Annotated in this window: 27 protein-coding genes; 11 read left to right on the forward strand and 16 right to left on the reverse strand. The window is 49.7% G+C overall.

Features of this window, described 5'->3' with window-relative positions; translation table 11 throughout:
• The first annotated feature begins 2 nt into the window (after positions 1 to 2).
• Positions 3 to 908 carry a hypothetical protein gene (locus JQN59_RS24330; protein ID WP_001198595.1) on the forward strand — a complete coding sequence of 302 codons (906 nt, stop codon included), beginning with the start codon at positions 3 to 5 and terminating at the stop codon, positions 906 to 908.
• Between the two features lie 301 nt (positions 909 to 1209).
• Here the strand turns inward: JQN59_RS24330 and JQN59_RS24335 are convergent, their stop codons facing one another.
• The gene (locus tag JQN59_RS24335) at positions 1210 to 2385 is read right to left on the reverse strand and encodes a tyrosine-type recombinase/integrase (RefSeq protein ID WP_000795949.1); all 1176 of its coding nucleotides are present in this window, start codon (positions 2383 to 2385) and stop codon (positions 1210 to 1212) included.
• Positions 2386 to 2554: 169 nt separating this feature from the next.
• Between JQN59_RS24335 and JQN59_RS24340 the strand changes: the two genes are divergently transcribed.
• Both JQN59_RS24340 and JQN59_RS24345 read left to right on the forward strand, forming a co-directional pair.
• A complete protein-coding gene (locus tag JQN59_RS24340) occupies positions 2555 to 2767 on the forward strand; it encodes an Hha/YmoA family nucleoid-associated regulatory protein (protein ID WP_001285422.1) in 213 nt (70 codons plus the stop codon).
• 360 nt (positions 2768 to 3127) lie between these two features.
• Positions 3128 to 4210 carry a competence protein CoiA family protein gene (locus JQN59_RS24345; RefSeq protein WP_001232447.1) on the forward strand — a complete coding sequence of 361 codons (1083 nt, stop codon included), beginning with the start codon at positions 3128 to 3130 and terminating at the stop codon, positions 4208 to 4210.
• 165 nt (positions 4211 to 4375) lie between these two features.
• Here JQN59_RS24345 and JQN59_RS24350 read toward each other — a convergent pair whose 3' ends face one another.
• The 13 genes from JQN59_RS24350 to JQN59_RS24410 form a co-directional block, all read right to left on the reverse strand.
• Positions 4376 to 5875, reverse strand: a complete 1500-nt coding sequence (locus tag JQN59_RS24350) for a helix-hairpin-helix domain-containing protein (RefSeq protein ID WP_001284318.1) — start codon at positions 5873 to 5875, stop codon at positions 4376 to 4378.
• A 25-nt stretch (positions 5876 to 5900) separates the two neighbouring features.
• On the reverse strand, positions 5901 to 7538 hold the full coding sequence (locus tag JQN59_RS24355; RefSeq protein WP_000081060.1) for a PP2C family serine/threonine-protein phosphatase: 1638 nt from the start codon (positions 7536 to 7538) through the stop codon (positions 5901 to 5903).
• Positions 7538 to 8578, reverse strand: a complete 1041-nt coding sequence (locus JQN59_RS24360; protein ID WP_001253656.1) for a TerY-C metal binding domain-containing protein — start codon at positions 8576 to 8578, stop codon at positions 7538 to 7540. Before JQN59_RS24360 ends, JQN59_RS24355 begins: the two co-directional genes overlap by 1 nt.
• A gap of 84 nt (positions 8579 to 8662) precedes the next feature.
• On the reverse strand, positions 8663 to 9301 hold the full coding sequence (locus JQN59_RS24365; protein ID WP_001253658.1) for a vWA domain-containing protein: 639 nt from the start codon (positions 9299 to 9301) through the stop codon (positions 8663 to 8665).
• The gene (locus JQN59_RS24370) at positions 9301 to 9942 is read right to left on the reverse strand and encodes a TerD family protein (RefSeq protein WP_000116681.1); all 642 of its coding nucleotides are present in this window, start codon (positions 9940 to 9942) and stop codon (positions 9301 to 9303) included. Before JQN59_RS24370 ends, JQN59_RS24365 begins: the two co-directional genes overlap by 1 nt.
• Before the next feature lie 22 nt (positions 9943 to 9964).
• Positions 9965 to 10603: a vWA domain-containing protein gene (locus JQN59_RS24375; protein WP_001253657.1), complete on the reverse strand. Its 639-nt coding sequence runs from the start codon at positions 10601 to 10603 to the stop codon at positions 9965 to 9967.
• A gap of 462 nt (positions 10604 to 11065) precedes the next feature.
• Positions 11066 to 11533: a tellurium resistance protein TerW gene (terW, locus tag JQN59_RS24380; protein WP_001176767.1), complete on the reverse strand. Its 468-nt coding sequence runs from the start codon at positions 11531 to 11533 to the stop codon at positions 11066 to 11068.
• A gap of 17 nt (positions 11534 to 11550) precedes the next feature.
• Positions 11551 to 12759, reverse strand: a complete 1209-nt coding sequence (locus JQN59_RS24385; RefSeq protein ID WP_011152964.1) for a DUF4236 domain-containing protein — start codon at positions 12757 to 12759, stop codon at positions 11551 to 11553.
• Positions 12760 to 12769: 10 nt separating this feature from the next.
• Positions 12770 to 13726: an HpcH/HpaI aldolase/citrate lyase family protein gene (locus JQN59_RS24390; RefSeq protein WP_011152965.1), complete on the reverse strand. Its 957-nt coding sequence runs from the start codon at positions 13724 to 13726 to the stop codon at positions 12770 to 12772.
• Positions 13726 to 14805: a cysteine protease StiP family protein gene (locus JQN59_RS24395; protein ID WP_001585166.1), complete on the reverse strand. Its 1080-nt coding sequence runs from the start codon at positions 14803 to 14805 to the stop codon at positions 13726 to 13728. Before JQN59_RS24395 ends, JQN59_RS24390 begins: the two co-directional genes overlap by 1 nt.
• 1 nt (position 14806) lies before the next feature.
• On the reverse strand, positions 14807 to 15580 hold the full coding sequence (locus tag JQN59_RS24400) for a hypothetical protein (protein WP_001040058.1): 774 nt from the start codon (positions 15578 to 15580) through the stop codon (positions 14807 to 14809).
• Positions 15573 to 16715 (reverse strand): phosphoribosyltransferase domain-containing protein, encoded by a 1143-nt coding sequence (locus tag JQN59_RS24405; protein WP_001280115.1) that lies wholly within the window; start codon positions 16713 to 16715, stop codon positions 15573 to 15575. The genes JQN59_RS24400 and JQN59_RS24405 overlap by 8 nt, the downstream gene beginning before the upstream one ends.
• 9 nt (positions 16716 to 16724) lie before the next feature.
• Positions 16725 to 17783, reverse strand: coding sequence for an ATP-grasp domain-containing protein (locus tag JQN59_RS24410; RefSeq protein WP_012695441.1), 1059 nt, complete (start codon positions 17781 to 17783; stop codon positions 16725 to 16727).
• Positions 17784 to 18103: 320 nt separating this feature from the next.
• Here JQN59_RS24410 and JQN59_RS24415 point away from each other — a divergent pair, with 320 nt between their 5' ends.
• From JQN59_RS24415 to JQN59_RS24450, 8 genes are all read left to right on the forward strand, one after another.
• Positions 18104 to 18685 carry a tellurium resistance-associated protein TerZ gene (locus tag JQN59_RS24415; RefSeq protein ID WP_000254137.1) on the forward strand — a complete coding sequence of 194 codons (582 nt, stop codon included), beginning with the start codon at positions 18104 to 18106 and terminating at the stop codon, positions 18683 to 18685.
• The gene (locus JQN59_RS24420) at positions 18685 to 19842 is read left to right on the forward strand and encodes a TerD family protein (protein ID WP_001054786.1); all 1158 of its coding nucleotides are present in this window, start codon (positions 18685 to 18687) and stop codon (positions 19840 to 19842) included. The genes JQN59_RS24415 and JQN59_RS24420 overlap by 1 nt, the downstream gene beginning before the upstream one ends.
• Before the next feature lie 22 nt (positions 19843 to 19864).
• Entirely contained in the window at positions 19865 to 20320 is a 456-nt protein-coding gene (locus JQN59_RS24425) for a tellurite resistance TerB family protein (protein ID WP_000007449.1), read from the forward strand.
• A 22-nt stretch (positions 20321 to 20342) separates the two neighbouring features.
• A complete protein-coding gene (gene terC, locus JQN59_RS24430; RefSeq protein ID WP_000255079.1) occupies positions 20343 to 21383 on the forward strand; it encodes a tellurium resistance membrane protein TerC in 1041 nt (346 codons plus the stop codon).
• A gap of 48 nt (positions 21384 to 21431) precedes the next feature.
• Entirely contained in the window at positions 21432 to 22010 is a 579-nt protein-coding gene (terD, locus tag JQN59_RS24435; RefSeq protein ID WP_000116680.1) for a tellurium resistance membrane protein TerD, read from the forward strand.
• 68 nt (positions 22011 to 22078) lie between these two features.
• Positions 22079 to 22654: a TerD family protein gene (locus JQN59_RS24440; RefSeq protein WP_000301247.1), complete on the forward strand. Its 576-nt coding sequence runs from the start codon at positions 22079 to 22081 to the stop codon at positions 22652 to 22654.
• Between the two features lie 428 nt (positions 22655 to 23082).
• Positions 23083 to 24324, forward strand: coding sequence for a vWA domain-containing protein (locus tag JQN59_RS24445; RefSeq protein WP_001053340.1), 1242 nt, complete (start codon positions 23083 to 23085; stop codon positions 24322 to 24324).
• Positions 24325 to 24414: 90 nt separating this feature from the next.
• Positions 24415 to 24870, forward strand: coding sequence for a hypothetical protein (locus JQN59_RS24450; protein ID WP_000374058.1), 456 nt, complete (start codon positions 24415 to 24417; stop codon positions 24868 to 24870).
• Positions 24871 to 25110: 240 nt separating this feature from the next.
• Here the strand turns inward: JQN59_RS24450 and JQN59_RS24455 are convergent, their stop codons facing one another.
• Both JQN59_RS24455 and JQN59_RS24460 read right to left on the reverse strand, forming a co-directional pair.
• The gene (locus JQN59_RS24455; RefSeq protein ID WP_000398479.1) at positions 25111 to 25302 is read right to left on the reverse strand and encodes a DUF7706 family protein; all 192 of its coding nucleotides are present in this window, start codon (positions 25300 to 25302) and stop codon (positions 25111 to 25113) included.
• Positions 25303 to 25393: 91 nt separating this feature from the next.
• Positions 25394 to 25735, reverse strand: a complete 342-nt coding sequence (locus JQN59_RS24460) for a hypothetical protein (protein ID WP_001151572.1) — start codon at positions 25733 to 25735, stop codon at positions 25394 to 25396.
• Positions 25736 to 25854: the final 119 nt, after the last annotated feature.

Below are 25854 nucleotides of genomic sequence, written 5' to 3' on the forward strand. Positions count from 1 at the left end.
CAATGCAATGGATTTCCACAGCCAGCCAGAAAATCGATGAGCGTCTCTATCGTGTCTGCGTCTGGGTAAAAAAATATCACGCTGATGCGATTAACCGCGTTGTGCTAACCGTTGATCTAAGTAAAGCCCGACATGACCCTGACGAGGACCAGGTAAGAGCAGAGCTGCTGTGCGGCCATTATTTTTTGCTTCGTAAGGAAAACGCTTCGAACTCTGCGCCTGACGATCAAAAGTTTGCTTTCCTGCCTGACGGGCGCAATCTGTGTTGGCAGACCGCAACCCCGGTGCTTCAGCATCTCCTACTCAATAAAAACGTTCCTGAGTCGCTGAGGTTGCTTACGGACTACATACATATGCGTCTGGCCAGGCTGACAATGGTACCTATGTCCGGAACCATCATGAACGAGGCTCTGCTGGACAGCATCAGCTGGGTTAAGGTGGATTTGACCTACTTCTGGCAGTACGAACAGCTCAGCTCTCATCTGGGACCCATCCAGATAACCCACAAGGCACTTGTACGCTTCGGGCACCTGGCAAAGAATGATGAAAACTCCAGTGCCATAAGAATTCTGCGTCAGCGTCTGTCTTCAGAATTCTTACAAGAATTTCAGATGGCTGAGGATGAGCTAAAGCGCAAACAGTCGTTGATGGGCACCATGGACGTGAAAATGCTGTTTCATGCTCATTACCCCAGCCAGAAGATGCTGGTGGCTCGATATAAAAATGGTTGGGTAATGGTGGATTGTTTTCTGTTTCACCATACCAAACCTAAGAAAAAAGCAAAAAACAAAACTACTGTGGCTAAGCCTCAACTTAAACAGACTAAAAGAGAAGGGAGTGAAAATGGAACTGGGCATTATGGTGTGCATCGTGTTGTTACTCTCAGTGGCGGCGGCGTGGATCAGTAATAAGACAGTTGATTTGCTCGAAAGATTCTATTTCAAGCGTCCGCTGAGCATGGAGTACGCGGCATGGCTACGTGTAATGTGTGCAGGCTTGTTATTAGTTTTTATTCAGGTTGCTCCCCAATTTACACTCCTGTATACCCTTAAACTTGTCACGCTTATTAATCTTGGAATCCAGACAATGAAATTAAATGGCGTGTACAAATATAAAAGGACGGGAATTTTGCCTCCGGGAGGGGCACTCTCTAATCTCACCAGACTTAACCCGTTCAAGAAAAAATAAAGTTATGCGCCCGTGAGGGCGCTATTCATCAAAGGCATTTCGCATAAGCTTGATCATGGCTTTTTTACCAGCTTCAATATTGCGAATGTAGCGCATAACCATTTCTTCATTCGACCAGTTCCCCATTTCCATAATCTGTGGTAGCGAGTAACCTTCAATATCCAGCTGTATCGCACCGCCTACACGAACGCTGTGCCCTGTCCAGTAACGGGTTTTAGTCTCATTTGGATAAAGCTCATTCCACATTTCTTTAAATGCCCGTAAAAGGGAATTTTTGCTGAGCATACCGGCATCGTCCACAGTGTCTTCCTCATCTTCATCGTTCAGAAGACTTTGTTTAGCACGGTAGGGCAGGTTATGCCGTTTAAGAAGCTCAGATAGCTCATTCCCTTTACTCCGAAGCTTCCAGCCGGGTGGCATATAGCCTGTATCATGGAAATTTACGGCCTGGAAAAGGTATTCATCCGGATGACTGTGCTGATCCATTTTCACAAGGTTCATCAATCTCAAGAGGCAGTTAGTTAACTGACGTGTCAGCCGGTAGGTAAGAAGTGTACTGATGTTCGTTTTTGTACGGTATACCGTCAGGTTAAATTCACCGGTCATACTATCCAGAGACAGATCTTTCAGACGTATACGGCGAATTTCGGATGAACGGAGCAGTGTTTCAAAGCCTGTCCAGATCAGGCACAGGTCACGAAGCTTACGAACTGAGTTTGTAGTACTGCGTAACTTTATCAGAGCCTTGAGATCGCCAATAAGAAAGGGAGTTGCCTGTTTAGTCGTCTTTCGCTTCCGGGCTTCCGATTGTTTTAAGGCTTCCAGCATGTACCATGCTTCAGACGTAATAATCCCGGGCAGGTTAAGCCCTTTTTTATGGATACTGTTTAAGGCCTGAAGACAGCTGTTTATGCTGCTTCGTGACAATTTGCCTTCAAGATGCCCCATAAACGCCAGCAGAGCTTCCTCAGACACGGGGAGCGAACTTACTGGCCAGTCTGTATGCAACCGGGCATTCGCCTGATACCATTCGTTCCATACTCGTAGCCAGTGCAGATAGGTTTTAGCTGTGTTGTATCTCAGATGGGAAAAGTAACGGATCAAGCGTGAAAGCTGTTTATCATGGTTGCCGAACGTTTCCAGCTGCTGATGCAATTCGCTTTCCGAAAACTGTCTGATCACTGATTGATTCTTCATCCTGCTCACCGGGATACACTGGTTTTATTTACAGTCATTTTAGCACTCATGTACCTGGTTATGAACAGGGTGGAAACAACGAAAAAGGTTGTGAAATCGTTAGGCTTAAGTGAAAAATGATATTAAGATTATCCCTGGCCAGTTGAGGCCTGTCTAAAGAAGGTTGATTATGTCTGACACAAAGCAGTCTTATTTAATGAAATTCCGTAAGTGTAGTTCGTTCGAAACGCTCGAAAAAGTATTTGAAAGGTTATGTGAAAAAAACTCGGGTGTCGCCTCTCTTGAAATTTCTGGTGCTTATGATCATCGTAAAGCTGAACTGACAATGAAAAAGTTATATGACAAAGTTCCTGCGAGTGTGTGGACCTTTGTTCGCGAGTAATTATTGATATTGGCACAACAAAAAGACTGTGTCTGGATTTGAAAATAGTTTATGCCCCTTTCGGGGCTAAAGGCACTGTAATAGCCTGTCTTTTTAACTTTCTTATTAAGTTCGGAGAAAGACTTTAATCATAAGCCAAGCCCACTGCTAAATACATCCGATATTCTCCTTAATTTTAGAAGTTGTGATAAAAGTTACTTTACCTAAACTTCTCTCTCCATATTTGTAAGGCTCTCATTTGATTCTTGTCAAACATTAATCTGGAAAACTAAAAAATCATTTCTTTTAATTCGTTTTACAGAAATCCTCCTCCGTTATTTCGGATATAGTTTGAATAATTATCAAAAACGGGGTGCAGCCATGCGTAAGAGTTACACATTTGGTATTCCATTTGGACTCCAGAGAGAATCAGGACTCTTTTTAGATATTACAGAGGTCAGCCGGGGTATCGACTGTAACTGCATCTGCCCCGCTTGCAAAACTGATCTGTTAGCAAAGCAGGGGGAGGTCAAGCTTTGGCATTTCTCACACAGTACTGCTGTAGCCGGTGACTGTGATGGTCTGATGGAAGCCATCCGGGGAAAAATTATTGAAGTCATCAACGAGCACCAGGTTCTTGGTTTCCCAAATCTTCTCGCTGGCGACGATGGTGGGCCGGTTTCACTGAATGAGGTTATTGGAAGCGGCAGTATGTTCGGAGGCACAGCTGATCTGTTCGTAAAGGTTAATGATTTATGTGTGGCCGTCTTTCTGGACAGGGATCGTAGCATTTCTGCGAAGTTAACCTTTGACCACCTTCATCCTTCCGAAAGAGTTGCCGCATTGCGTATCGATCTTCCAGATATTGAATATGAAATCAGTCAGGTGCAGCTCGGGCGACGTAAAACAACATACAGTGAGTGCATTGAAAGCCTGATCATTGATGAGACCAGTTCCCGGGAATGGCTATATCATCCATTAATGCATGAACTTGAATCTGAACCTCTTCAGGAGTATCGGGGACGGGAGCCTTCAGAGGAAGGGCCTCTTCTTCAGCGCCTTGCTGACTGTAAGATGAAATTGCCTGATATCCTTCCGGGCAGTCATAACGCGTTAGTCAGGTTACAGCAGGATACGATTGTATGTCTGTGTCGGTTAACGGTTCGGGCTTATGACATCGCTCAGACCGATGAATTTCCTTTGTTCCTTCGCTATTTCAGGTTGCACTGCCTGGAAAACAGCGAACATGTCAGTTACGAAAGACTGATCTGCTGGCAGGAAATGATTTCAAAAACCCAGGAAGGCCAGTCCTTGACACAAAACGAACTTGAATATCTTCATGAGATTGTCCGCATCGCCTTATACAATCACCGGCTTAACAATGTCAGTATTTCAGATGTTAAAAACCATGACACAGGAAAGGAGAGCGGCAGGGTAGAGCCACAAAACTATTCACTCTTATAAATAAATTGGGCTTTGCGCATTAAACCCTTGCCGCAGGAGGTGTACCGCATATCCGGCACAGACAGTCAGTTTTTCTGGCAGCTTAAATTTGACACAGCTTAATATAGTGATTCATTAAACAGGTTCAGTATGCTGCCAGAACGTTTTAGTCGTTATGGGCGTCCGTTAGTTTTCTACTAACTGAACGACGACCAGCCTGCCGCCTTCCTCCTTTGACAGAACAAACTGAGCGTTATTCGTCAGTTCAATTTTTTCCCCAATGGCAATCTGTCGTTTATCCGGTAATGACATAAGCCCATTTATGCCTTCATTTACTAACCACCACTGATCGTTATGGAAAACAAAATACCCAACTCGTTTCCTTTGCAAATCGGTTGTACGCTCATTTGGCGCAATGAGGCGATTCACATGCCACGCATAGATTGACTGCCCGCTCCACACCATCAACCGGTGGTCGTCAGGACGATAACTGCCTTCCTTTCGGGAAGAATATAAATTTAGAACCGGTAATTTACCCTTGTATGGCGTACCGCAGTAGGGACAAACCGGCTTTGTCTTACCCGAGAAAACGTACCATTTCTGTTCACACGCCTTGTTCTGGCAGGGCTGTATCAGATCGACTGTTTTAACCAGGGCGCTTTCCCACTCATCGGCGGTCGGGCGTTTAGTGGCATCGTGTAAGCCATCTATAAAGGCGCGCTCAAACAAAGGTGTCAGATAAGGGCCCATGATGGTGTAAGGAATTTTCTCCGGGTCAGCCCAGGGCAGTGAAAAGGACGATAGCTGACTGACTTTGACTGCATTGCTTTTGTCTGTCGGATGTTCAATGAAGAGTGCCTTCTCACCCATAGATAAGGTCTCATCACGTACTTCATCCGACATGTCATGTATTTTTCCGCCACGTAGCGGATGACGGAAGAACAGATACATGTAGATAAGCACCGACAGCGCATGACGGTCAGTAGTAATGCTTGGCAATACGCGGTTCGGATCCTCTTTGGAAAGATGACTGGTTTTCACCACTTCCGGAGCGATAAAATCCGGGGTGCCCACCACGTCGGGAGGATACTTTCCAGGGACAACCAGGCCGTCTACGTCAATGATGCAGGCATGTCCCATTTCTGGATCGATAAGCACGTTTTTATAGCTTAGATCGCTGTGACAGAGACCTGCCGCATGCATCCTTCTGACGGCTCTTGTCAGCAGCAGACAGACCTTGAGATAGGTAAGCGTATTGCCTCGTTCACGTGGGTCGAGAAATTTGTTCTGGTTGCTGGCGCTGGCAAACCATTTGCCTTCCTTTTCACGACCTTTTATGCCAAGAAAATCATCGTTTTTAGAGCCGTATTTAAAGAAAAAGTAGCTTTTGTAGGTTGGAACCACGATGCCGATTTTATGCCCATGCTCAACAACATGGGTCGGCCAGCAAAACAGGTCCTTCCAGTATTCACCTCCGGACTGGCCAAAAATGTTTTGCCTGTAGCGTCCGGTGATCATATCAATCCGATCCCGGGCCTGCTCGTTCTGCGGTTTATGATAAAAAGCGACGACGTATGATTTATCAGGCGAAAAGTAAACATCCTTCATCGAGCCCGAACCAATTACCTCGTCAACATACTGGACTGTTTCGCCGTCCTTTGTTTTGCACGTAACGATATTTGCCATATTGATCACCGAAAAAGCGTATCCCTTACCACAACACCGCAATAGTGCGGTCATCATGGTTCCCTGTGGAGAAAAAGTTAAGCCAGTCGCCTAACCTCTCAGGCGCAATACTGGCGTCTGTAAGGACAGGGTTGAGCTCATCAACGAGACGGGTCCATTTTTCGTCACTGCGAAGCCCATTATCCGTCTCAAACAGAGGGTCTGAGACGCCGTCTGTCATGAGGATCAAGTGAGATACATCATTCCATTTACCCACGCTGATGCGGCCGCTAAACGAGGGGTCTGCGATAATGCTCTGGTCAAGGAAACGGGTTTGTCCTGCGTATTCTCCGCTATCGGGATTTCCCAGTATCCTGACTTTACCGGAAGGGCTGTATGCACCTATCGCACCATCACCAAGCCAGAATGCAGTCGCAAACAGCTCGTTATCAGTTCGTAGCGCTACAGTTGCCAGAAGGGTTGTTGAATAGGATTTCACAGGTTGTTCTGCACAAATGGCTTCGTTCTGGATACTGTTGACCGCGAGCGTAGCTGCCTGTTTAAAATGATGAAGCATGGCGTTTATTGTTGCCTGCTGATCGCTCCCTTCCCACGCCGTGATGTGCTGCTTTAAATGGACGCCTTTCACACCACTGAGCTGATTTAAAAGGTAATCGCCAGCCGTTTTGACTGCAATCCGGGAGCCTTCCCGGGAATTTACCGCACTACCGGCTCCGTCTGCGACCAGCATGACAGACCATCCTGTTTCCTGGCAGTGGTTGATGTAGAAGTCGTCATCTCTGAAGCTTCCGGCATGCTCATGAGAGCGTCCCCGGCGACTGGCGGCAGCAATACGTATATCACCCCTGACCAGGCCAGCAGCGTCCAGATGGGACTTAGGGTAGGGAGCGTCTGCTGGTGGCTCTACCACCTTCCACAGGCTTCTCGGATCGGGATTGATTATAAATAGCTGTTTTGTTTCACATTCGTCGTGCGACGTGCATGACCAGATTACTGAAAGCTCTATATCGCCGCTTTCGGTGGGAGTACCTGTCAGCAACTCCTGTTCTTTGTCAAAAGACAGGCCAATGTTCCGGGGAAAGACAACGTCCCTGACAGTAGCCTGCTGGCCCTCACCCAGAACGATAGCAACCGGCGAAGAGAAACGTTCGCCTGCGCGGGCGTTGGGGATCGTTATTTTAGCTCTCGGGGGAACGGCAGGTGGCACAGCTAAGCTGGCCCGCTGCTGGCCTGTCGGTATCTGCCCGGGTTTTAATACCAGGGAAGACAGGTTTTCGTCTTCCCTCTGTGCTGGTTTATCAAATTCGTAATAAGGCATCAGCTTCCAGAACGGAGGATGAGGCTCATTTTCTGGCAGGGGTTGCAGTGCTGATGTATCGGTAGCGTCAATGCCCGGGTTATCAGCAACACTTACGACCGTTTGTTGCTGATCGGAAAGACTGGATGCTGACGAGGCGGCAATCTCTGCGTCGTTATCACCTTCGCTAACCCGCGCAGATAAACCCTGTGCAAGGCTCTCAATCCGCTCTTTAAGCCGCATAATTTCTTCGGTAAGGGATGGGTCCTGCGATAGAAGTAAAAGCCGCTCACCTTCAACAGGGTGGCCCAGCTCAGACAGAACTAAGCGGATAATCTTCTCTTCAAGTAAAGCATTTTGCGACATCAACCTCTCCCTCTGTTTACGTCGAAGTTAGTGTTTCCGCCATCATTGCTGAATGACAGGCCTGTTTCACACCACGGGCAGATCACGTCATCCGGGCCGTCAATACACAGCAACTTTCCGCATGAGCACAGGGCAAACGCACTGGCATTACCGCAGTGGGGGCAACCCGGTACGCCATGCAGTTCGCTGGTATTTACCTGCAAACCGGTAGCGGTGGCATCTGACCACGCAAAATAGTCCTCATCGATGGGATAGCATCCGGCAATATTAAAGCTGTTCAGGTTCAGACTGAAATCGAGCCCGGAAACCCTTGCTGGTGGCCGTTCATACTTCATCAGGTACGGACGACGGGTCTTGCTGCAACGGCCGGTAAGCGTAACGCAGTTTTCGTCGTACGCTTTTACTGGCTCGTCCTTGGCCAGCCGGACTATGTATTCAGTCTGGCTGAGCTCAGGTTGTTTGTCGTCCCCGACGCTGCGGCTGTGCGCCGTAACCGAGGCCGTGATCCATTTGATGAAGCGGGTAAAGTCCCCTTCCTGAGATTCGGTGAACAGCATGACATTCTCTGTCAGTTGCCGCAGGATATTCAGGTCCGCTGACGGCCCCAGGCCAACGGCAATGAGATTCACTTTACTCGCGTAGTGATCCTTCCAGCGCTTCACTTCTGCGGTTGTGTCGTCAGTCGGACGTCCGTCGGTAAGGAGATACACGACGGGTTTCCAGTCGCCTTTAGCCTCATGAGTGGTTTTTCTGACCTGGGTATCAATTTGCACGGTCAGCTCACGCAATGCAGCTCCAAGGCTCGTACCGCCGCCAACGGGAAGGCGGGGAGGGTAGAACGAGGCAATTTCGTGAAGAGGTACAATCGTACGGGCTACACCGGCAAATGCGATTACCGAGACCCAGGCTGTTTCAAGTGCGTGTGGATCCTTTCTTAAATCTCCGACGATCATTTGCAGACCATCAGTCATTTTTTTCAGGTTTTCACCAATCATGGACTCTGAACAGTCCAGGACAAAAAACACGGGAAGGCGTCTCATAATTTTCCTCGTACGGCTGGTACGGCCAGCAGAAAACGTTGCTGTACAGAAAGGTGCTGCCCGGAAACAGCACCTTTCTGTCTGTCAGAGCACCAGCTGGATTTCTGGTGGAGGAGGGGGAAGGGTATCAGTTCCGTTATTAATCCCCGCGCTTGTGCTGCCGGAAGACACGCTGGCCGATACCCATTTAAAGAAACCTGCAAACGCGGTTGAATCTAGCGTCTCCAGAGACACAACCTTATCGGTGAGCTGTTTTAAGTGCTCATGGCCTGCTTTAGGACCAACGGCGCAGGCAATGATGGATCCGAATCCCCGGCCGCGAATCGCTTTTACCGCTTCACCGTACGCCAGGGCATCAGAAGGGGTTCCATCAGTCATCAGGAATACCAGAGGACGCCAGTCTCCTTTGGTATCACCATCTGAGCGACGTACATCCCGTTCAACACACTGCATCAGACATTCAAGGGCAGCACCGGTGAACGTCCCGCCTGCGCTTGGCACAACGATGTCAGAAAACTGGAAGTCTTCCAGCGGCGTGAGAGGAATGAACTCACGCGCCTCATTGTCATAGGTGATAATGGAGATATGAACGCTTTCGAGGGCGTAGGGATCCTGGCGAAGAGCGCTAAGCATCGCCTGAATTCCAACGTTAACGGAATGGATTGACTCACCGCGCATCGAGCCGGATGTGTCGATAACAAGGTAAACAGGCAGGCGGCGCATCACATGTAATTCCTCAGGTGCGAGACAAACGAATCTGATTCTGAAGGCTCACCAATTGCCCTGAGTTTCCAGCCTGTAGCCTCGCGTATCAGCTCGGCAAAGACCATGGAGCGCTGGCTGGCGAAGGCGGGTCCGCCAGAAAGATCGAATCGTGCCATTTCAATATTACGGGCATCTACTGCCCGGATGAAGGCATTCTGAACTTTACCAAAGTGCTGCTGGAGCTTTTCACCATTGTAGATCTGAACGATGAACACAATTTTCTCGTACTGAGCGTCAAGGGAATTCAGGCGCACAATAATTTGCTCATCGTCACCGTCACCGGCTCCGGTTCGGTTATCGCCCGTCAGCCAGATATTGCCTGACTTATGGCGAAGGCTGTTGAAAAAGATGATATCGCCATTCACAAGCGTTGGTTTACCATTTTCCACATTGCCGAGATCGGTCACCTTTCCGGCTGAATTACACAGGAAAGCGATCACATCAAGGTCGTATTCTTCTTCTTTTTTACCAAAGATCCCGCCGAGAAAACCTTTCTTTTCCTCATTAATATCCCAACCGAGGCCGATAGTAACGGACGAGAGATCGTATTCATTTTTTTTCAGGCTTACGCCCTGGCCTTTGCTCAGACTGACAGACATGATATCCCCTTAATCAATAAAATTATAAGACCACATTTACTTCTGGCGGCGGCGGTGGCAGGTCTTCAAGACCGATCACTTCTTTTTTGCTGGACTCCACTTTCTGACTGCCTACCGAAATGCTCGCACTGACCCATTTAAAGAAAGCTTTAATCGTCGAACTGTCAGCTGTATCGAGCTGAACCACGATTTCAGTGATTTCTTTGAGGACGCTGGTATCGGCATCATGCCCGGCTGCACATGCCACAACAACGCCGGTTCTGGCCGCTTTAAAGTCATTCAGGCCTTTACGCCAGTCATCATTCGGACTTCCATCCGTCATCAGGAATACAAGGGGACGCCAGTCACCTTTAGTGTCAGCCGTCGTTTTCTGTACTTCTTTGGCAATGGAGCTGGCCGTGAGGGAAAGCGCTTCGCCAAGAGACGTGGTGCCGCTGGCTGTTAGTGCTGGCATCTGGAAACTCAGGAGGTCTGTCAGGGGGACTGCCTGTCGGGCTGAAGAATCAAAGGTGATCACTGACACGTGAGCCGTTTCGAGTGCATACGGATCCTGTTTCAGCGTGGTAAGCAGCGTCTGAACGCCATTTTTAACCGCTTCGATAGGCTCTCCGTGCATAGAGCCGGACGTGTCGAGTAGCAGATATACGGGTAAGCGTCTCAAATGTAATTCCTTCTTAAGAGATCGGAAGAGGAGAGTAGTTTCAGGAAGAGGCCAGGGTTTGTTGATTTGATAAAACGGCACGACATCTGTCGGGTGGAGATTAAATACTCAGAAGCGGCATTAAAGAAATAAGTTAACCACCATAGAATTACCGACATGTGAATGGCCTCTTATCAACAGAAAAATAATTCAGACCGGACTGGAATATAAGATTTCTGAAAAAACTCGGACAAATAAACTGTCTTATGTATGAAATTCATCATACATCACAGATCTGCATGAATGGAGTGTAAAACGCCCAAAGATTGATGTGTAGCACAAGAGGATGTCAAGACACCAGGTTTTGTAGTCAGTAAGGCGCTGCTGGCATTGCGGGAGGAGAATAGATCAAAACTACGTCACGCCAATACAGAGGTAAAATATGACAAAACCGGGGTTTTCACCCCGGTCTGAGATTTAGCGTCAGGACTTTTTAGCGCTGTATTCTTTTATCAGTTCGTCAACGGAGTGCAGAGCCAGCTTCTCTACCGCTTCACTTCGGGTCGAGCCACTCAGCGCAGCCAGACGGTCAATTTTTCTTAAGATCCGCATGCGTAGCGATAAGGACACGGCTGTTTTTTTATCCTTATCGAGTACGACCTTCCCTGTAGACTCACCGGTTTTCAGTTCAGCATTCTGTGCGAGCGCTTCATTCATCCGGCGAAGGGTCTTTTTATCCAGCTGGCCCGGATTAACGAGATGGTAGGAATGACCTGCCTTGCTGTATTTGATCTCCGCAGAATATGACTCGCGTAGCTCTTTGAGGGCCCGGGTTAATGTCGGCTCTGAGCATTCCAGACTGGTTATAATGTCGGCAGCGGAAACGGGCTTGCCGGTGCCCAGTAAGTTGGCAAGCTTAAAAATCCGGGCCTGTCTGGTATTTAATTGCATCGTAAGATTTAGCCTGCTTAAAGGGTTAGTGGTTCAATAGGCTGAAAAATGAAGGTACTGCTCATCTTTCGAATAACCGGGTGATCGCCTAACGCTTCAACCGGATCAATGTGTTCTATGCCTGCAAAATTTACTGACGACATCTGGCTGCGAGTGCATTTGCAGGACAGGATATACTCATCCTCCAGATAGCCGGTCCGCTTACTGACCCGTTGCGTAAAGCCTGACACAATCACGTTGTCGAAAGGTAGCGTATGTAAAACGATACCGACCAGGCGGAACAAGCAGCCATGGACGTGGCGGGCATAGTTTTCGCGTACGGCTTTTTGCGTCATGGCTTTTTCCGTCAGCTCCGTGCCCCGGGCATTAACGCCGTAAATCTTATCAGGGAAATCTTCAATCTCAGCTAAATCAACGTCCAGCAGGACTGCTGATAGCTCCGGCTTTACTTCAAATGCAACAATCGTTTCACGCGGCCATTCAGTTTCTGCCAGCACACCCGCCAGGTATGATTCGAAAAACGCGGCGTCTGTCCGGAACTGCTGCCGGGCATCTGCCTGAGCCGTGGCGAGCCGTTTTTCATGTTCTTCTGCTTCAAACTTCCAGTTTGCATACTGTTCGGCCCAGGCCGTCCGTTGTTGCTGGTACCGGTGCTGTCGAAGGGTATTCTCACGCTCCACATCAATCAGCTCCTGCTGCCACCGGCGAAGATTTTCGGCGTGGCGCTCAGCTTTAGCTGATTCCGATTCAAACCATTTACCCAGAAAACTAATGCCTTCGCTCTCGGCAGGCTTTTCCGGCAATGCAAGGTAGTCTGGCTTTTCTGGACGCACCGGTGCCGGAACCTGAAAAGGCGACGTTCTGTTATGCAGGTATACTGCTTCCAGCTCTGCCCAGCTGATGCCTGTTTTTGGATCCGGCGTCAGCTCGTGAATATTACGGATTGCGGTTACCGCTGACATGAGTTCAGCGGCTTCCTGCTCAAGCGCCTGTCTGAGCCCCGGGTCGGTTGCCGTCCGGTTTCCACCTCCGGAACGCGCGGCCCGGTCAAGCCGGGTACGGTAACTCAGCCCGGTACCGGGCAAGCCCAGATTGGCATAGGTCCCCCGGCTACCAAAAGAAACGGAAGCACCTCTCGGCCCGACACTCAGGCTCGGTGCACCGTTACTCAGGTTGAGGCGAACGCCAGGAATAATGTTGATCGACTTTCTGAACCTGAACCCCATTATGATTTCCTTAATGATGCTGGGTCACGGTAAGTAATCTGATTCCATCAGCGCTTTGCTCGTTCTGTAACCCATAAAAACGAGCTCTGTCCAGAATGCCAGCCGCCCAGCGGCGATGTGTGGCGGGTTCACACATTGCTCCCTGCGACTTAAACACGGCCTGGGTAGAGTTCAGGATCCGCAGAGCGTCAGAATACTCACCCTGAGTGACCATCAGCGCGTTTTGAATGACCTCTATCTGACCCGGGTGAATGGCCGTTTTCCCAACAAGCCCATGTGCCATATCAAGAGCCAGCTCTCTGGCCATAACGGCATGATCGTCAATATGCTCACATACGGGCGCGGTCAGGGCAAAATCACGCGGGCCGAAGACTGAAACGAGCATTTTGATGACGTAGCCCATCGGGCTGTCATACAGCGTCAGGTCCCGGGGGCGGCGAAGCGACACAACGTTCATAAGATCGTTGCCGCCGATTCGAAGCGCAATAATGCGGTCGTGGCAGGGATGTTCCACCAGGCGAGTGGCCAGCTCGCGCATCTGAACCACGTCAAAGACGTCTTCTGTTTCCAGCGTTGGCATCATGCACAGGTGAGTCCCGCCCATGATATCCCACCATTCAGCTAACGAACTGAGGGTAAATTTCGGCAACACAAACCCATCGACAGCGGAAAGATCATAATGCGCTTTTAACCATCTGCCCATTTCGGCATGCCGAGGGCGAATGAACACCAGAGGCCAGTCATTTTTACCCAGGCTACGCATGCTGTTACTGAGCTCGTGCAGCAGGTGCTCCAGATTTTTGAGGGCGATGGGGATGTCTGCTTCACTGACAGCATCCTCCAGGCAAATCACCAGAGAGCGCAAACCCGGGATTTTCCCGTGCAGGACGGCATCAGCAATATCTTCCCGTGTTGCAGGCATGTATAGCGTGGCTCCCAGATTCCAGGGAGAAAGACGATTTTTCATCAGAGTACCTTCTTGATAATGGTTACAGCCCGATACTGGCCGAGGGTTCCCCCCATTTCTGTAACAACTATTCCCTTTTCACGAGCAAGCCCTACAAGCAAGGCAACGTCCGGGTCGTCAATAGAACGCACAAATACATGGTCCGGTACCCGACGTAATACAGCCCGGGTTGCTTCAGCAATACCGGGTTTAATACGATTGACGCTGTCCACTTTAAATTCATCGGCCAGGAACGCGATAACGTCGCGACTTGTCTGCCATAAGACCCGGGCTGACTCCATATTCCAGCTCAGGGTAGCGAGGGATGACGGGGTTAACTTCTTACGGAAATGGGCGACGGTATCGACAAGCATCCGGCTGCATTCGAATTCACTGAGATGCTCGCAAACCATGCACCCATGTAATCCTTCAGAGGACCATACTGACCGGGAGATCAGGCCTGATACCGGCGCACCCATGATGCCAAAAGGAATGAGCCAGTCATCATCACTGGCTGCAAGCCAGGAGCAGCCACAGGGATCGGCCAGGACAACCAGTCGCGGCTGCTCAGGATAGCCCGGGCGATCTTTCAGTGCGCGTACAAGCTCTCCGGTAATTGCGCCTTTACCTGTCCATCCGTCAACAAAGACAATACCGCTGGTACCATGGCGCTCTTCAATGACGTCGAGGGCTGCACCGTCAATTCCACGATCCCGGATAATGCTGATACCGTAATGCCATGAGGTTTTCCCCATGTCACGCAGGGCCTGGTGCAGCATAACGCCGAGCGGCACGCCAGCTCTGACGAGACTGGCCAGTACAATGGGCTCATCACCGAAGCGTTCGGCCAGAGCAATAGCGAGCTGTGTGACTTCTTTTGCAAGTCTCTCTGCGCCCCGATCCAGCGCCCGGTGAAACAAATCAAGATGCCATTGTGTTGGCGCTGGCTCCTGACTGAGCATGTCCGAATAATGTTTCTTCCCTGACTGAATCAGCTCTTCTTTTTGCTCAACCGGCGTCATCTCAATGACTACCGGCTTTAGCAGAAATTCCACGTCACCGGGCTGGTATGAGCCGGTAAATGTGTCATGTGGCTGCATTTTAATTTTCTCCAAAAATTCGCTGTGAAATGGCATCTGCAAACTGACTCTGACGCGGGATGCCAAACCAGCTGCACAGTTTCATAAAACGATGATCGCTCAGGCTGTCGCCCAGACCAATTACGGGGAAGACTCCGCGTTCAGCCCGAAGTTTTTCAAGAAGCCATCTGACTGCCAGCCCTTTCTCAACCGCGGTGGGAAGCCAGGCCACGTTATTACTGTTGCGGTGGATGTAGAAGCCCTCGGTCGGAAACACCGTTTCTATCTCATCTGCAATGGCATTGAGCTCGTCAAGGCGGGTGCTGTCGCGGTGCTTCATCACCATATAAACCGCCGTTTCACCGTATTCGAAGTTCAGCCTTGCCCAGGCATTGATCCCTTTTGCGTCCATCATTTCAGTGATCAGACGCTGCATCGATGTCAGCTTTTCCTGATAGGGAGCCAGCTGGCCGAGCATATGGGCCTTCCACTCCTCGTCGGGTTTGCCTTCTGGCGTGAGAATGACGGCCCCGTGAGTGGTGATTGCCCAGGAGTGGAAAGGGATCCGTACGCGGCTGATTTCTTCAGTTCCCCGTGCGGTAACGGGTATGAGTTCAGCCTGCTCCAGGAGCCAGTCCACCAACATGGACTGTTCTTCCGTCATAAAGCTTCGTGGATTCAGGGTGCGATCAACGGCACCGGTACGGAATGGCTCCAGGGCCAGCTCGTCCACCATTTTACGACGGGTCTGAAAGAGCGTGTCGTCAAGGTCGCTCAGAACAACGGGTTTATTCATAGGTAACAATCTCCACGACGGCCGCAACCTCAGCCAGCGCCTTAAGAAGCTGCGTGTCAATACTTTCTGCGGGTGTCTCAGTACACACAAGAATGCGGTCAAACTGCTGGTGGGCGACGTTATAGACAAAATTGGGGATGCCCAGCCCGTAGTTATCCGTAAAGGAAATGGCGGACTCAATGGCATAACCAACGGCGATAGGGGAGCGGGTGGTCGATCCATAAAATGCCTGTGCTCCGGCAGCTTCGAGCCGTTCAGCAAGCAGGAACGGCTCCCAGACGAATTCCCCGGTCCCGAGAACCAGAATACGTTCCCCCTTGTGGACGGAGACCTCATGGCCGAGATCGGCCGCAGGTGCGAGCATCCCCAGTCGGCCCCAGGACTGTTTTCCCTGGATGTCCCATTCTCCTCGTGAAGTTACGTTGACTTTCGGCATGTCCGGGACAGGTGCATCAGGTAATGGGGTCCATCCCCACTTACCGCTTACAAGAGAAACCGAAGTGACTGGTAAGGTGCTGCGCTCGGACAAGGCTTTGCCACTCCAGTCGGTAAGCGTAACGGCTATAACCTGTTCAATATGTTGAAGCTTGCCGGTATTACGCAGGGCTGAAAGCAGGTTAATAAAGGTATTACCGGTGGTTGCCTCGTCATCAATCAAAACCAGCGTTCGTGCGTTGGTAACACGACGTCTTTTCTCTTCATCATCTGGCAGATAGATCAGATGATCGGTGGCGTGGCTGTGTTCTTCCTTGAACTCGCAAAGCAACGTGCCATCAACCGGGTGACGGGTAGAGGTCAGATAGACAGATTCAGGATGCTGGTGGCGCACTTCATCAAATACACCGGCCCCAAGCCCAACGGCGGTTTCAGCCATACCGATAAACAGTACGGGTCCTGTCAGTGTCGAGGGGAACTGGCTGGCAAGCTGTCTGTAGGCCTGCCGCATGACTGAGGGTGGCACGGGAATGTGCCTGCCGAGTACTTTGCTGACAAACAGAAAGGCGCGTTTCGGGTTACGTCTTTCAGCGATGTCAAACAGGTCATCGAGCGAAACTTCACCCTGGTCGCGGGTTACCTGAATCGTACCGCATGAGAGGGTACGGCGATAAATCATATCTTCGAGGATATCAGACATAAATACGCCTTAATTCAGAAGGTTAGAGAGTGATTCCGGGTATGCAATTACATCCGTAATGGATCTCACCGCAACCGGAGAAAAGGTGTTTTTAGCGCTCTGGCGCACCATATCTTCAGACATCAGACCGAGCTTAAAGGCAGCAAATAACCCAGGAAGGTTCACCCCGCTGTGAAGGGTATAACCCACCCCCCCTGACGGACGCATGTTGGTTTCAAGCAGCACCGGGTTGCCATTCACATCGTTTCGCGTCTGAACATTCACCAGCCCGTCGGCCTTCATAACCCTGGCGCAGTCACACGCCAGTTCCCAGGCGCTTCCTTCGTTTACCAGATACTGGATAACCCCTTCCTTACGGCGTCCCACGGCTGCGAGTATTTCGCCCTTATCCGCGAGGATATCGACGGAAAATTCCGGGCCTGGCAGGTACGGCATCAAAACAAGGGGTTTAAACGACTCAGCAGCTGATGCTGCTGCAATATACTGTTGCGGACTGACCAGACGATGTTCGGGATGATTAAAGACGGCCATAGGCGAAGCACTGTCATCAAAGCGCCAGAATCCCATGCCATAGATACCCGTCACCGGCTTCACGCATACCGGGCTGTCAGTGAACGGCGGGGCCGCGAGGTGTGTTTTTAATTCTGCCAGCGTATTCACCCGCCAGGATGGTACGACCGGGAGACCCTTTTGCTCCATAAACTGAGCAAAAGTAACTTTTTCGTCAGCCAGAGTTAACCAGTCGACGCCCGTTGCACCGGTAGTAAGGGTGGCACCGGTCGATTCAATGGCTGAACGGTGTTCTTCAAACCACTGGCTGTTACGGCCAGTATGAATATGGTGGATGCCGTAGGACTGAATGGTTTCCTGGATAAACTGAAGACGTTTTTGAGGATCTTCAGGTTCAGTCAAAGAATAGTCGGCAACGGAAAGGATTTCATTTCTTTCGTTACGGTGGGAGGCAAAAACGGTAATGGCAAAATTATTTTTTTTTGCAAATGATTTTACCCCCTGAATAATATCTCGCTGGGAGGATAAACCTTCCATAAACCAAATTTTCTTGTTCATTTTTTTTAATTATCCGGAACGCCATGCAAATTTATGATTGAGAAGTGAGTCTATGAGTGTCTAAGCTACATGTCAATCATAATATGATTTATAACTCCTGTGGTTATGGAGTGCGTCAGGTTTTTTGGATTCCTGATAACACATTGATATTTAAATTAAACTTAGAAAATTAACACCCTGAAAAGGATTTCTTTTTGTGTTTTTACAGAAAACTACCAAAATTTCCCTTGTCAGAGAACTTCATCATGATATGATTTTCTTCGTCAGTTACTAAATATACCTTTGATTGTCTCGGTCATTACCATTTTAAGGAATAAAACATGGTTTCATTAGTTAAGAACCAGACGGTATCACTCAGCAAAGAATCATCTGCATTAAGCCAGCTTCATTTCGGTCTCGGTTGGGATCCGGTTAAGAAAAAAGGTCTTCTTGGAGGATTGTTTGGAGGCAACGACTCAATCGATCTCGATGCTGGCTGCGTATTAATGGACAGCACCGGTAAAACAATTGACACCATCTGGTTCCGCAAACTGGAATCCACCTGCGGCGCTGTTGTGCACAGTGGCGATAACCTGACCGGTGAAGGTGACGGTGACGATGAGGTGATTAATGTCAACCTCTCCCGACTGCCTGCAAACGTTGAATACCTGGCGTTTACGGTAAACAGCTTCCGTGGTCAGTCGTTCAATGACGTCGAAAACGCGTTCTGCCGCGTTGTCGATCAAACCGGCAAAGAGCTGGCTCGCTACAAGCTGACTGAGCAGGGCTCACATACCGGGATCGTTATTTCTTCGCTGCGCCGTAATAACGGCAACTGGGACTTTACCGCCCTTGGCCATGCCTGTCGCGGCCGCACAATTGACGATATGCACTCCGATATCGTTTCAGCGGTTATTCGCTAATGAACCTGACGCCGGGGGGCAATGCCCCCGTTCCAGCCCAGGAGTTGCGGGTCCGGATCACCTCGGGCGGCCAGGTGGATGCTTCGGCGTTTCGCCTGTATGCCGACGGGAAGGTGCAGGGTGATGCGGACATGGTGTTTTATGGTCAGCCACGTAACGATGATGGTACCGTCAGCCTGGTCAGTGAAGGCCAGTACTCAACCTTTACTGTCGCGCTCAACCGGCTGAAACCTGATGTCCAGAAAATTGCGTTCACCGTGACCTGTGACGGTGGGCAGACGGTGTCCGGTCTTCGTAATCTTTCCATCGACGTGGAGCAAGGGGCTACCGGCCTGGTTAGCGGCAGTGTCGAACTGAGCGGCCGTCAGGAAGCAGCCTTAATTCTGGGTGAATTTTACCGTCGTAATAATGACTGGAAATTCCGCTTCGTTGCGCAGGGGTTCAACGGTGGACTTAAACCGCTGGCAGAGCATTTCGGCGTAAATATTGCCGACGAACCGGCTCCCGCAGCCCCGACTCCTCCGGTTGTAACCCCTCCGCCAGTTGAGACAAAAATCAGCCTGAGCAAGGTATCGCTGACAAAAGAGAAGCCTGCAATCAGCCTGACCAAACGGGATAACTTCGGTGAAATCCGGATCAACCTGAACTGGCACCGGGGCAGCGGCAAATCAGGCTTTGCAGGCATGTTCGGCTCCAAAGGAATCGACCTGGATCTGGGGGCCTTTGTTGAGCTTCAGGACGGGTATAAATCGGTCATTCAGGCGCTCGGTAATGCATTCGGTGATTATCGCGATGAACCGTATGTTCAGCTCAAGGGCGATGACCGGACGGGTGATGTATCAGACGGCGAGTGGCTGCATATCAATGGACGTGAATGGAAGCATATCCGCGAAGTGCTGATTTACGCCTTTATTTATGAAGGTGTTCCCAGCTGGGACAAGACTGATGGTGTGGTCACCATTCATGTGCCGGATCAACCGCCCATTGAGACCCGCCTGACCGAAGGTGAAAACCGTCGCACATTGTGCGCCATTGCCAGACTCGTAAACGAAAACGGCGCAATTAAAGTCGAGCGAATTAACCAGTACTTCAAAGGCCAGGACGAAATGGACCGGGCATTTGGCTGGGGATTTCGCTGGAGCGCCGGTTCTAAATAACACAGCAACAAAGGAAACAGGTATGAGCTTTTTCGACAAAGTTAAAGGTGCCATTAACTCAGGCCGTGACGAACTGACCCGCCAGGTTGGCCGTTTCAAAAACAAAAAATTCATGCAGGGCACCGTTGCTGTATGTGCCCGTATTGCCGTATCGAGTGACGGCGTAAGTTCGGAAGAAAAGCAGAAAATGATGGGCTTTCTGCGCTCTTCAGAAGAGCTGAAGGTCTTCGATACCAATGAGGTGATTGAGTTCTTCAATAAACTGGTTTCAAGCTTCGATTTCGATGTTGAAATCGGCAAGGGCGAAACCATGAAATACATCCTGGCGCTGAAAGATCAGCCTGAGGCCGCTCAGCTGGCCTTACGTGTTGGTATTGCCGTTGCGAAAAGTGACGGTAACTTCGATCAGGACGAGAAACTGGCCTCCCGCGAGATCGCTATCGCGTTGGGCTTCGACCCGGCTGAATTTGGCCTCTGATCCACATCCCTAAGGGTAAAATATGGTTTCCACACACATCGGCTTCCCGACTGAAACGGTCATTGTTTTTATTGCGCTTTCAGTCGGTGCCATCTTTATTGACCTGTTTATGCACCGTGATGACAAGCCTATTTCGCTGAAGAGTGCGGCGCTCTGGTCCGTATTCTGGGTTGTGGTTGCGATGGCATTTGCCGGTTTCCTCTATATCCACCACGGTGCTGAGGTTGCCAGTCTGTTTGTCACGGGTTATGCGCTGGAGAAAGTGCTGTCGGTCGATAACCTGTTCGTCATGATGGCCATCTTCTCCTGGTTCGCCGTTCCGGATCGTTATCGCCACCGTGTTCTCTACTGGGGGATCATTGGTGCCATTGTCTTCAGGGGCATCTTTGTCGCCATCGGTACGAGCCTGCTGAGTCTGGGGCCGTATGTTGAAGTTGTCTTCGCTATTATCGTTGCCTGGACAGCGGTCATGATGCTTAAAAGCGGTGATGACGATGATGAAATTGAGGATTACTCCCAGCATCTGGCTTACCGCATGGTTAAACGCTTCTTCCCTATCTGGCCGAAGCTCAGAGGGCATGCCTTCCTGCTTAACCAGAAGGAAGTGGATGCTGAACTGGCGAAACCAGAAAACAGCGATGTCACCATTGGCCGTGGTAAAAAAGCGGCGCTGTATGCGACCCCGCTGTTCCTGTGTGTGGCTGTGGTTGAACTCTCGGACGTAATGTTCGCGTTTGACTCGGTACCGGCAATCATTGCCGTCAGTCGTGAACCGCTTATCGTCTATAGTGCCATGATGTTTGCTATCCTGGGCCTGCGTACTCTGTACTTTGTCCTTGAGGCACTGAAACAGTACCTGGTTCATCTGGAGAAGGCCGTTATCGTGCTGCTGTTCTTCATCGCGGCAAAACTCGGCCTGAATGCGACCGATCACATCTGGCATCATGGTTACAGCATCGCGGCAACAACCAGCCTGTATGTTGTACTGGGTGTACTGGCGCTGGGCATTCTCGCAAGCGTCATGTTCCCGGGCAAACCTGAATCTGAGGAAAAGGGGAGTTAATCCCCTTAAGTGTTAACCTGAACAATTACTAATCGAAGAGGTTATTTTATGAGTGTTTCTCTTTCCAAAGGCGGGAACGTCTCCCTAAGTAAAGCAGCTCCGTCAATGAAAAACGTCCTGGTGGGCCTTGGCTGGGATGCGCGTTCAACAGACGGTCAGGACTTTGACCTGGATGCTTCAGCATTCCTGCTGGCCTCAAACGGCAAAGTGCGCGGCGATTCAGATTTCATCTTCTATAACAACCTGACGTCATCCGACGGTTCCGTAACGCACACCGGCGATAACCGCACCGGTGAGGGCGATGGTGATGATGAATCGCTGAAAATTAAACTGGACGCCGTCCCGTCTGAAGTTGACAAGATCATCTTCGTTGTGACCATCCACGATGCTCAGGCTCGTCGCCAGAGCTTTGGTCAGGTATCCGGTGCGTTTATTCGTCTGGTTAATGACGATAACCAGACTGAAGTTGCTCGCTACGATCTGACCGAAGATGCGTCCACTGAGACTGCCATGCTGTTCGGCGAGCTGTATCGCCACAATGGTGAGTGGAAATTCCGCGCAGTAGGTCAGGGTTATGCTGGTGGTCTGGCATCTGTATGTGCTCAGTACGGCATTAACGCGTCCTGATCAAAAAGTAACTTTTCTACCCGGGGCTGTTAATGCAGCCCTCATTCAACTGTTTGCAGGAGCTAAAAATGGCAGTTTCTCTCGTAAAAGGCGGCAATGTATCTCTGACCAAAGAAGCACCAACCATGAATGTTGCTATGGTTGGCCTAGGCTGGGATGCCCGTGTAACCGATGGTCAGGGTTTTGACCTGGACGCTTCCGTGTTCGCAGTAGGCGAAGACGGTAAAGTGTTGTCAGATGCGCATTTCATTTTCTTCAATAACAAAACCAGCCCTGATGGCGCGGTAGAGCACCAGGGCGACAACCGTACCGGTGAAGGCGACGGCGACGATGAGCAGGTCAAAATCGATCTGACCAAAGTCTCAGCAGATATCAAAAAACTGGTGTTTGCCGTTACCATCTATGATGCAGAAGCGCGTAAACAAAACTTCGGCATGGTGAGCAACAGCTTCATGCGCGTTTACAACAACGACAACGGCACGGAAATTGCCCGTTTCGATCTGTCTGAAGATGCCTCAACCGAAACCGCTATGGTCTTCGGTGAACTGTATCGTCATGGCGCTGAGTGGAAGTTTAAAGCTGTCGGTCAGGGCTTTGCCGGTGGCCTGGCGGCTCTTGCCTCCCAGCACGGCGTTAACATCTAAAATAACGCTGAATCATACCCCGGCAATGCCGGGGTTTTTTTTGGTTGCGATCCGCTATCAGGAGGGGGGGGGCAGAAAGGGTTCGGGAATCTCAGAAAGCAGAGAGATGTTAATTCTGACGTGAGCCTTTTAAAGGCAGGAAACGGATTTTTCTCTGGTTGCTGGTTAAAGCCTGTATTCCGTGCCTTATATCAACAGCATGCCCCTCTGATATATGTTACGTTTGCGACTTATGAAGGCACGGGTTCTGGAAGATAAAATACCCGACCAATGGAAATTCCAATTCAACAGGTATAGAAACTTCAACGTGATGAAATATGGTGTCACACCATATATACGCCTCACCAGAAATCCAGCGTCCTGAACTAAGCCAGGGGAACCTATATAAACGCTGCGCTTTAAAATAATCAAAAATCAGGAGAGTTAATGTGAATCTACAATCCGGACAAAACATACCACTTCAGCAATCTGCGATCAGGCTGAATCTTCAGTACCCTACCAAATCCGGCTTTAAAGGCGAACCCGATACCTGCCTGTTCCTGCTTAATGCTCAGGGAAAGGTCAGCGGCGATTCTGACTTTATCTTTTACAATAATCTGTCTTCTCCTGAAGGGGCAGTAAAGCTCGTTACCGGTTCTCAGCAGTCCAGCATTGAGATAGCACTGGATCGTGTTCCTGCGAACATCAGTAAAATTGCAATCACAGTTGTCATTGATGGTGAAGATACCATCAGTGGGCTCAGTTCGTTGAGCATGCAGGCTCAAGGAATCGCTGAGTTCCAGGCTGAGACTCAGGGCCGCAGTGAGAAAGCAATTATCCTGGGTGAAGTATATCGGCACAATGGCGCCTGGAAGCTTCGTGCGCTCGGGCAGGGTTTCAACGGTGGTCTTGAGCCTCTGGCCATTAGCTATGGCGTTGATGTCGCACAGCCAGCTCCGCAGCCAGCAAAGCCTGCTCGTATCAGTCTGGAAAAGAAACTGGAAACCAGATCTCCGCGCCTTGTAAGCCTCGCTAAAAAAGCCTCGGTCAGTCTTACTAAAAATAAACTGGACACCCTTGAGGCAGCGGTTGCATTTGTACTTGACGCATCCGGCTCAATGAGTGGCCAGTTCAGTAAGGGTAACGTTCAGTCTGTGCTGGACCGCATCGCCGTTCTTGCCGCCCAGTTCGACGACGACGGTGAAATGGATGTCTGGGGATTTGGAGAGAAGCATAAGAAGTATCCAAACGTCACACTGGACAACCTGGACACATATATTCAGTCCATTCGCGGGGCTGGAAAGCGTTCAGCCTGGGAGAACCTGCCGGGCCTCGGAGGGACAAACAACGAGCCTCCTGTGATGGAAGAAATAGTCGACTACTTTAAGGACTCGAAAATCCCGGTGTATGTTGTATTTATTACCGATGGCGGGATCAGCAAGACCCGGGCGATTAAAGATGCAATCCGGCGTTCTGCCAACTACCCCATCTTCTGGAAGTTTGTCGGCCTGGGTGGTTCAAGCTACGGTATCCTCAAAAATCTGGATGACTTTACTGACCGCCGGGTTGATAACACCCACTTCTTTGCCATGGATGATTTCGGTTCGATTAGCGATGAAAAGTTATATGATAATCTACTGGAAGAATTCAGACCGTGGATCGATGAAACAAAAAGGTTAGGCATCCTTTAATACGCACAGTTTGAGCTTGGTTGAATGAGCTCTACAGCAGCTTAATACTGTAGAGCCTTTGTTCATTGGAAATCGTACAGGGAGGCGCATATGGACCGCATCAAGTACCTGAAATGGATAGCTGAAGAATCACCAAGTACGGCTCAGCAGCTGGTGGCCTGGTTAAACAGAGCAAGGCACTATACGCCCGACATGAAAGAGCATCAGGCAGGTGTACAGATTCAAGAAAAGGGGATTGTTGTAGGGCTTAGACAAAGTACTAATCGTTATCATGGAGATTGTCTGACCATACATGTGGTACGGCTTCCGGAAGAAATACAAAACAAGGGATGGTTTAAGTCTTTTCTGAAGCTTTGCTGTGAATCGAATCCCTGGTGCGATGTTGTAATAGAAGACGTGAAAAACCCATATTTATTAAGCTTTTGTAAGAAACTAAACTTTACTGTATTAGATGAATTTTACCCGAATACTTACATAGTAAACACAGATGCCATTATGAGTTTACCTATCCCACCCTTAGGGAGATACGAAACCTATCTTTATTAAACCTGCGAACCTTTACCGGTTGCGTGGGGAGCGGATGGACTTCGGCTAAAGAAAAATCACATCGTCTATTTTGACCAGAAAAAGCTAATCTGCTTGATGTAATGCAGAAACGCATTACATTAATATCTTCTCCCAACAATCACCTGAACAATTCCCTGATTGCTTTTCACCTCATACCAGTGCTGGCTCATAGTTAGTCCTTAAGCAAATTTGTTATCGGAATAAAGAACGAAGCCAGCCTCATCGAGGCGCATAACCTTCTTCCCTTAACGCCTGTTGTAATTTTTCAATTGCGCTTTTCATTACCCAGGCTTCTTCGTCACTCACAGCACAGCCACGAAGATCGCTCCAGCTCAGACGTTTAACTAATTGAGCAAGGGCCATAGTTTCATTCTCATCAAGCTGCAAACTCAGTGTCTCAATACCTTCCACTATCTAACCTCCCTTATACTGAAAAATGGCGCTTTATTTCTGACCAGATGCCGAAGCCTTGAATGCGGCCGGAACTGCCGTTGTTTCTACTTTACAGAAATGGAATTAAAAAGTGGTGGTGCTGGGCACGTTTCTTTTCCAGTCGGGGTTTAAGCCAGAGCCGAAACTCATTCAACTTCTCAGCAGCCAAAACCGCTTCAACGGGGAAAACTTTATATTTACCCTGCTGCTGAGGTTCACCCAACCATCGCCTGATGGCTCCGTCAGTCCATAAACGAGTCTCTTTGAGCCTGGTTACAGTGACCCATTTCCTGGACCATTCATCAAATTGTCGCTGGCGATCCCGATAACGTTGTTCTTCCTGCTGACGAAGCCAGTCGCGATCAACAGCGAATTTTCGGTATCCAACAAAGAGCCCTTGTACTTTGGCCATGACAACATTCCGGTTTGCTTAGAACTGTTCAGACAGACATGTCAGGGATAAAGCTGAAGAAAAAGGTACAACGAAGAATAACCAAGACATAGGCCTGCCGGGTAAGTGGTGCGGTGCAC

It is taken from the genome of Citrobacter sp. B72, assembly GCF_016894305.1.
Classification (GTDB): Bacteria; Pseudomonadota; Gammaproteobacteria; order Enterobacterales; family Enterobacteriaceae; genus Citrobacter; species Citrobacter portucalensis.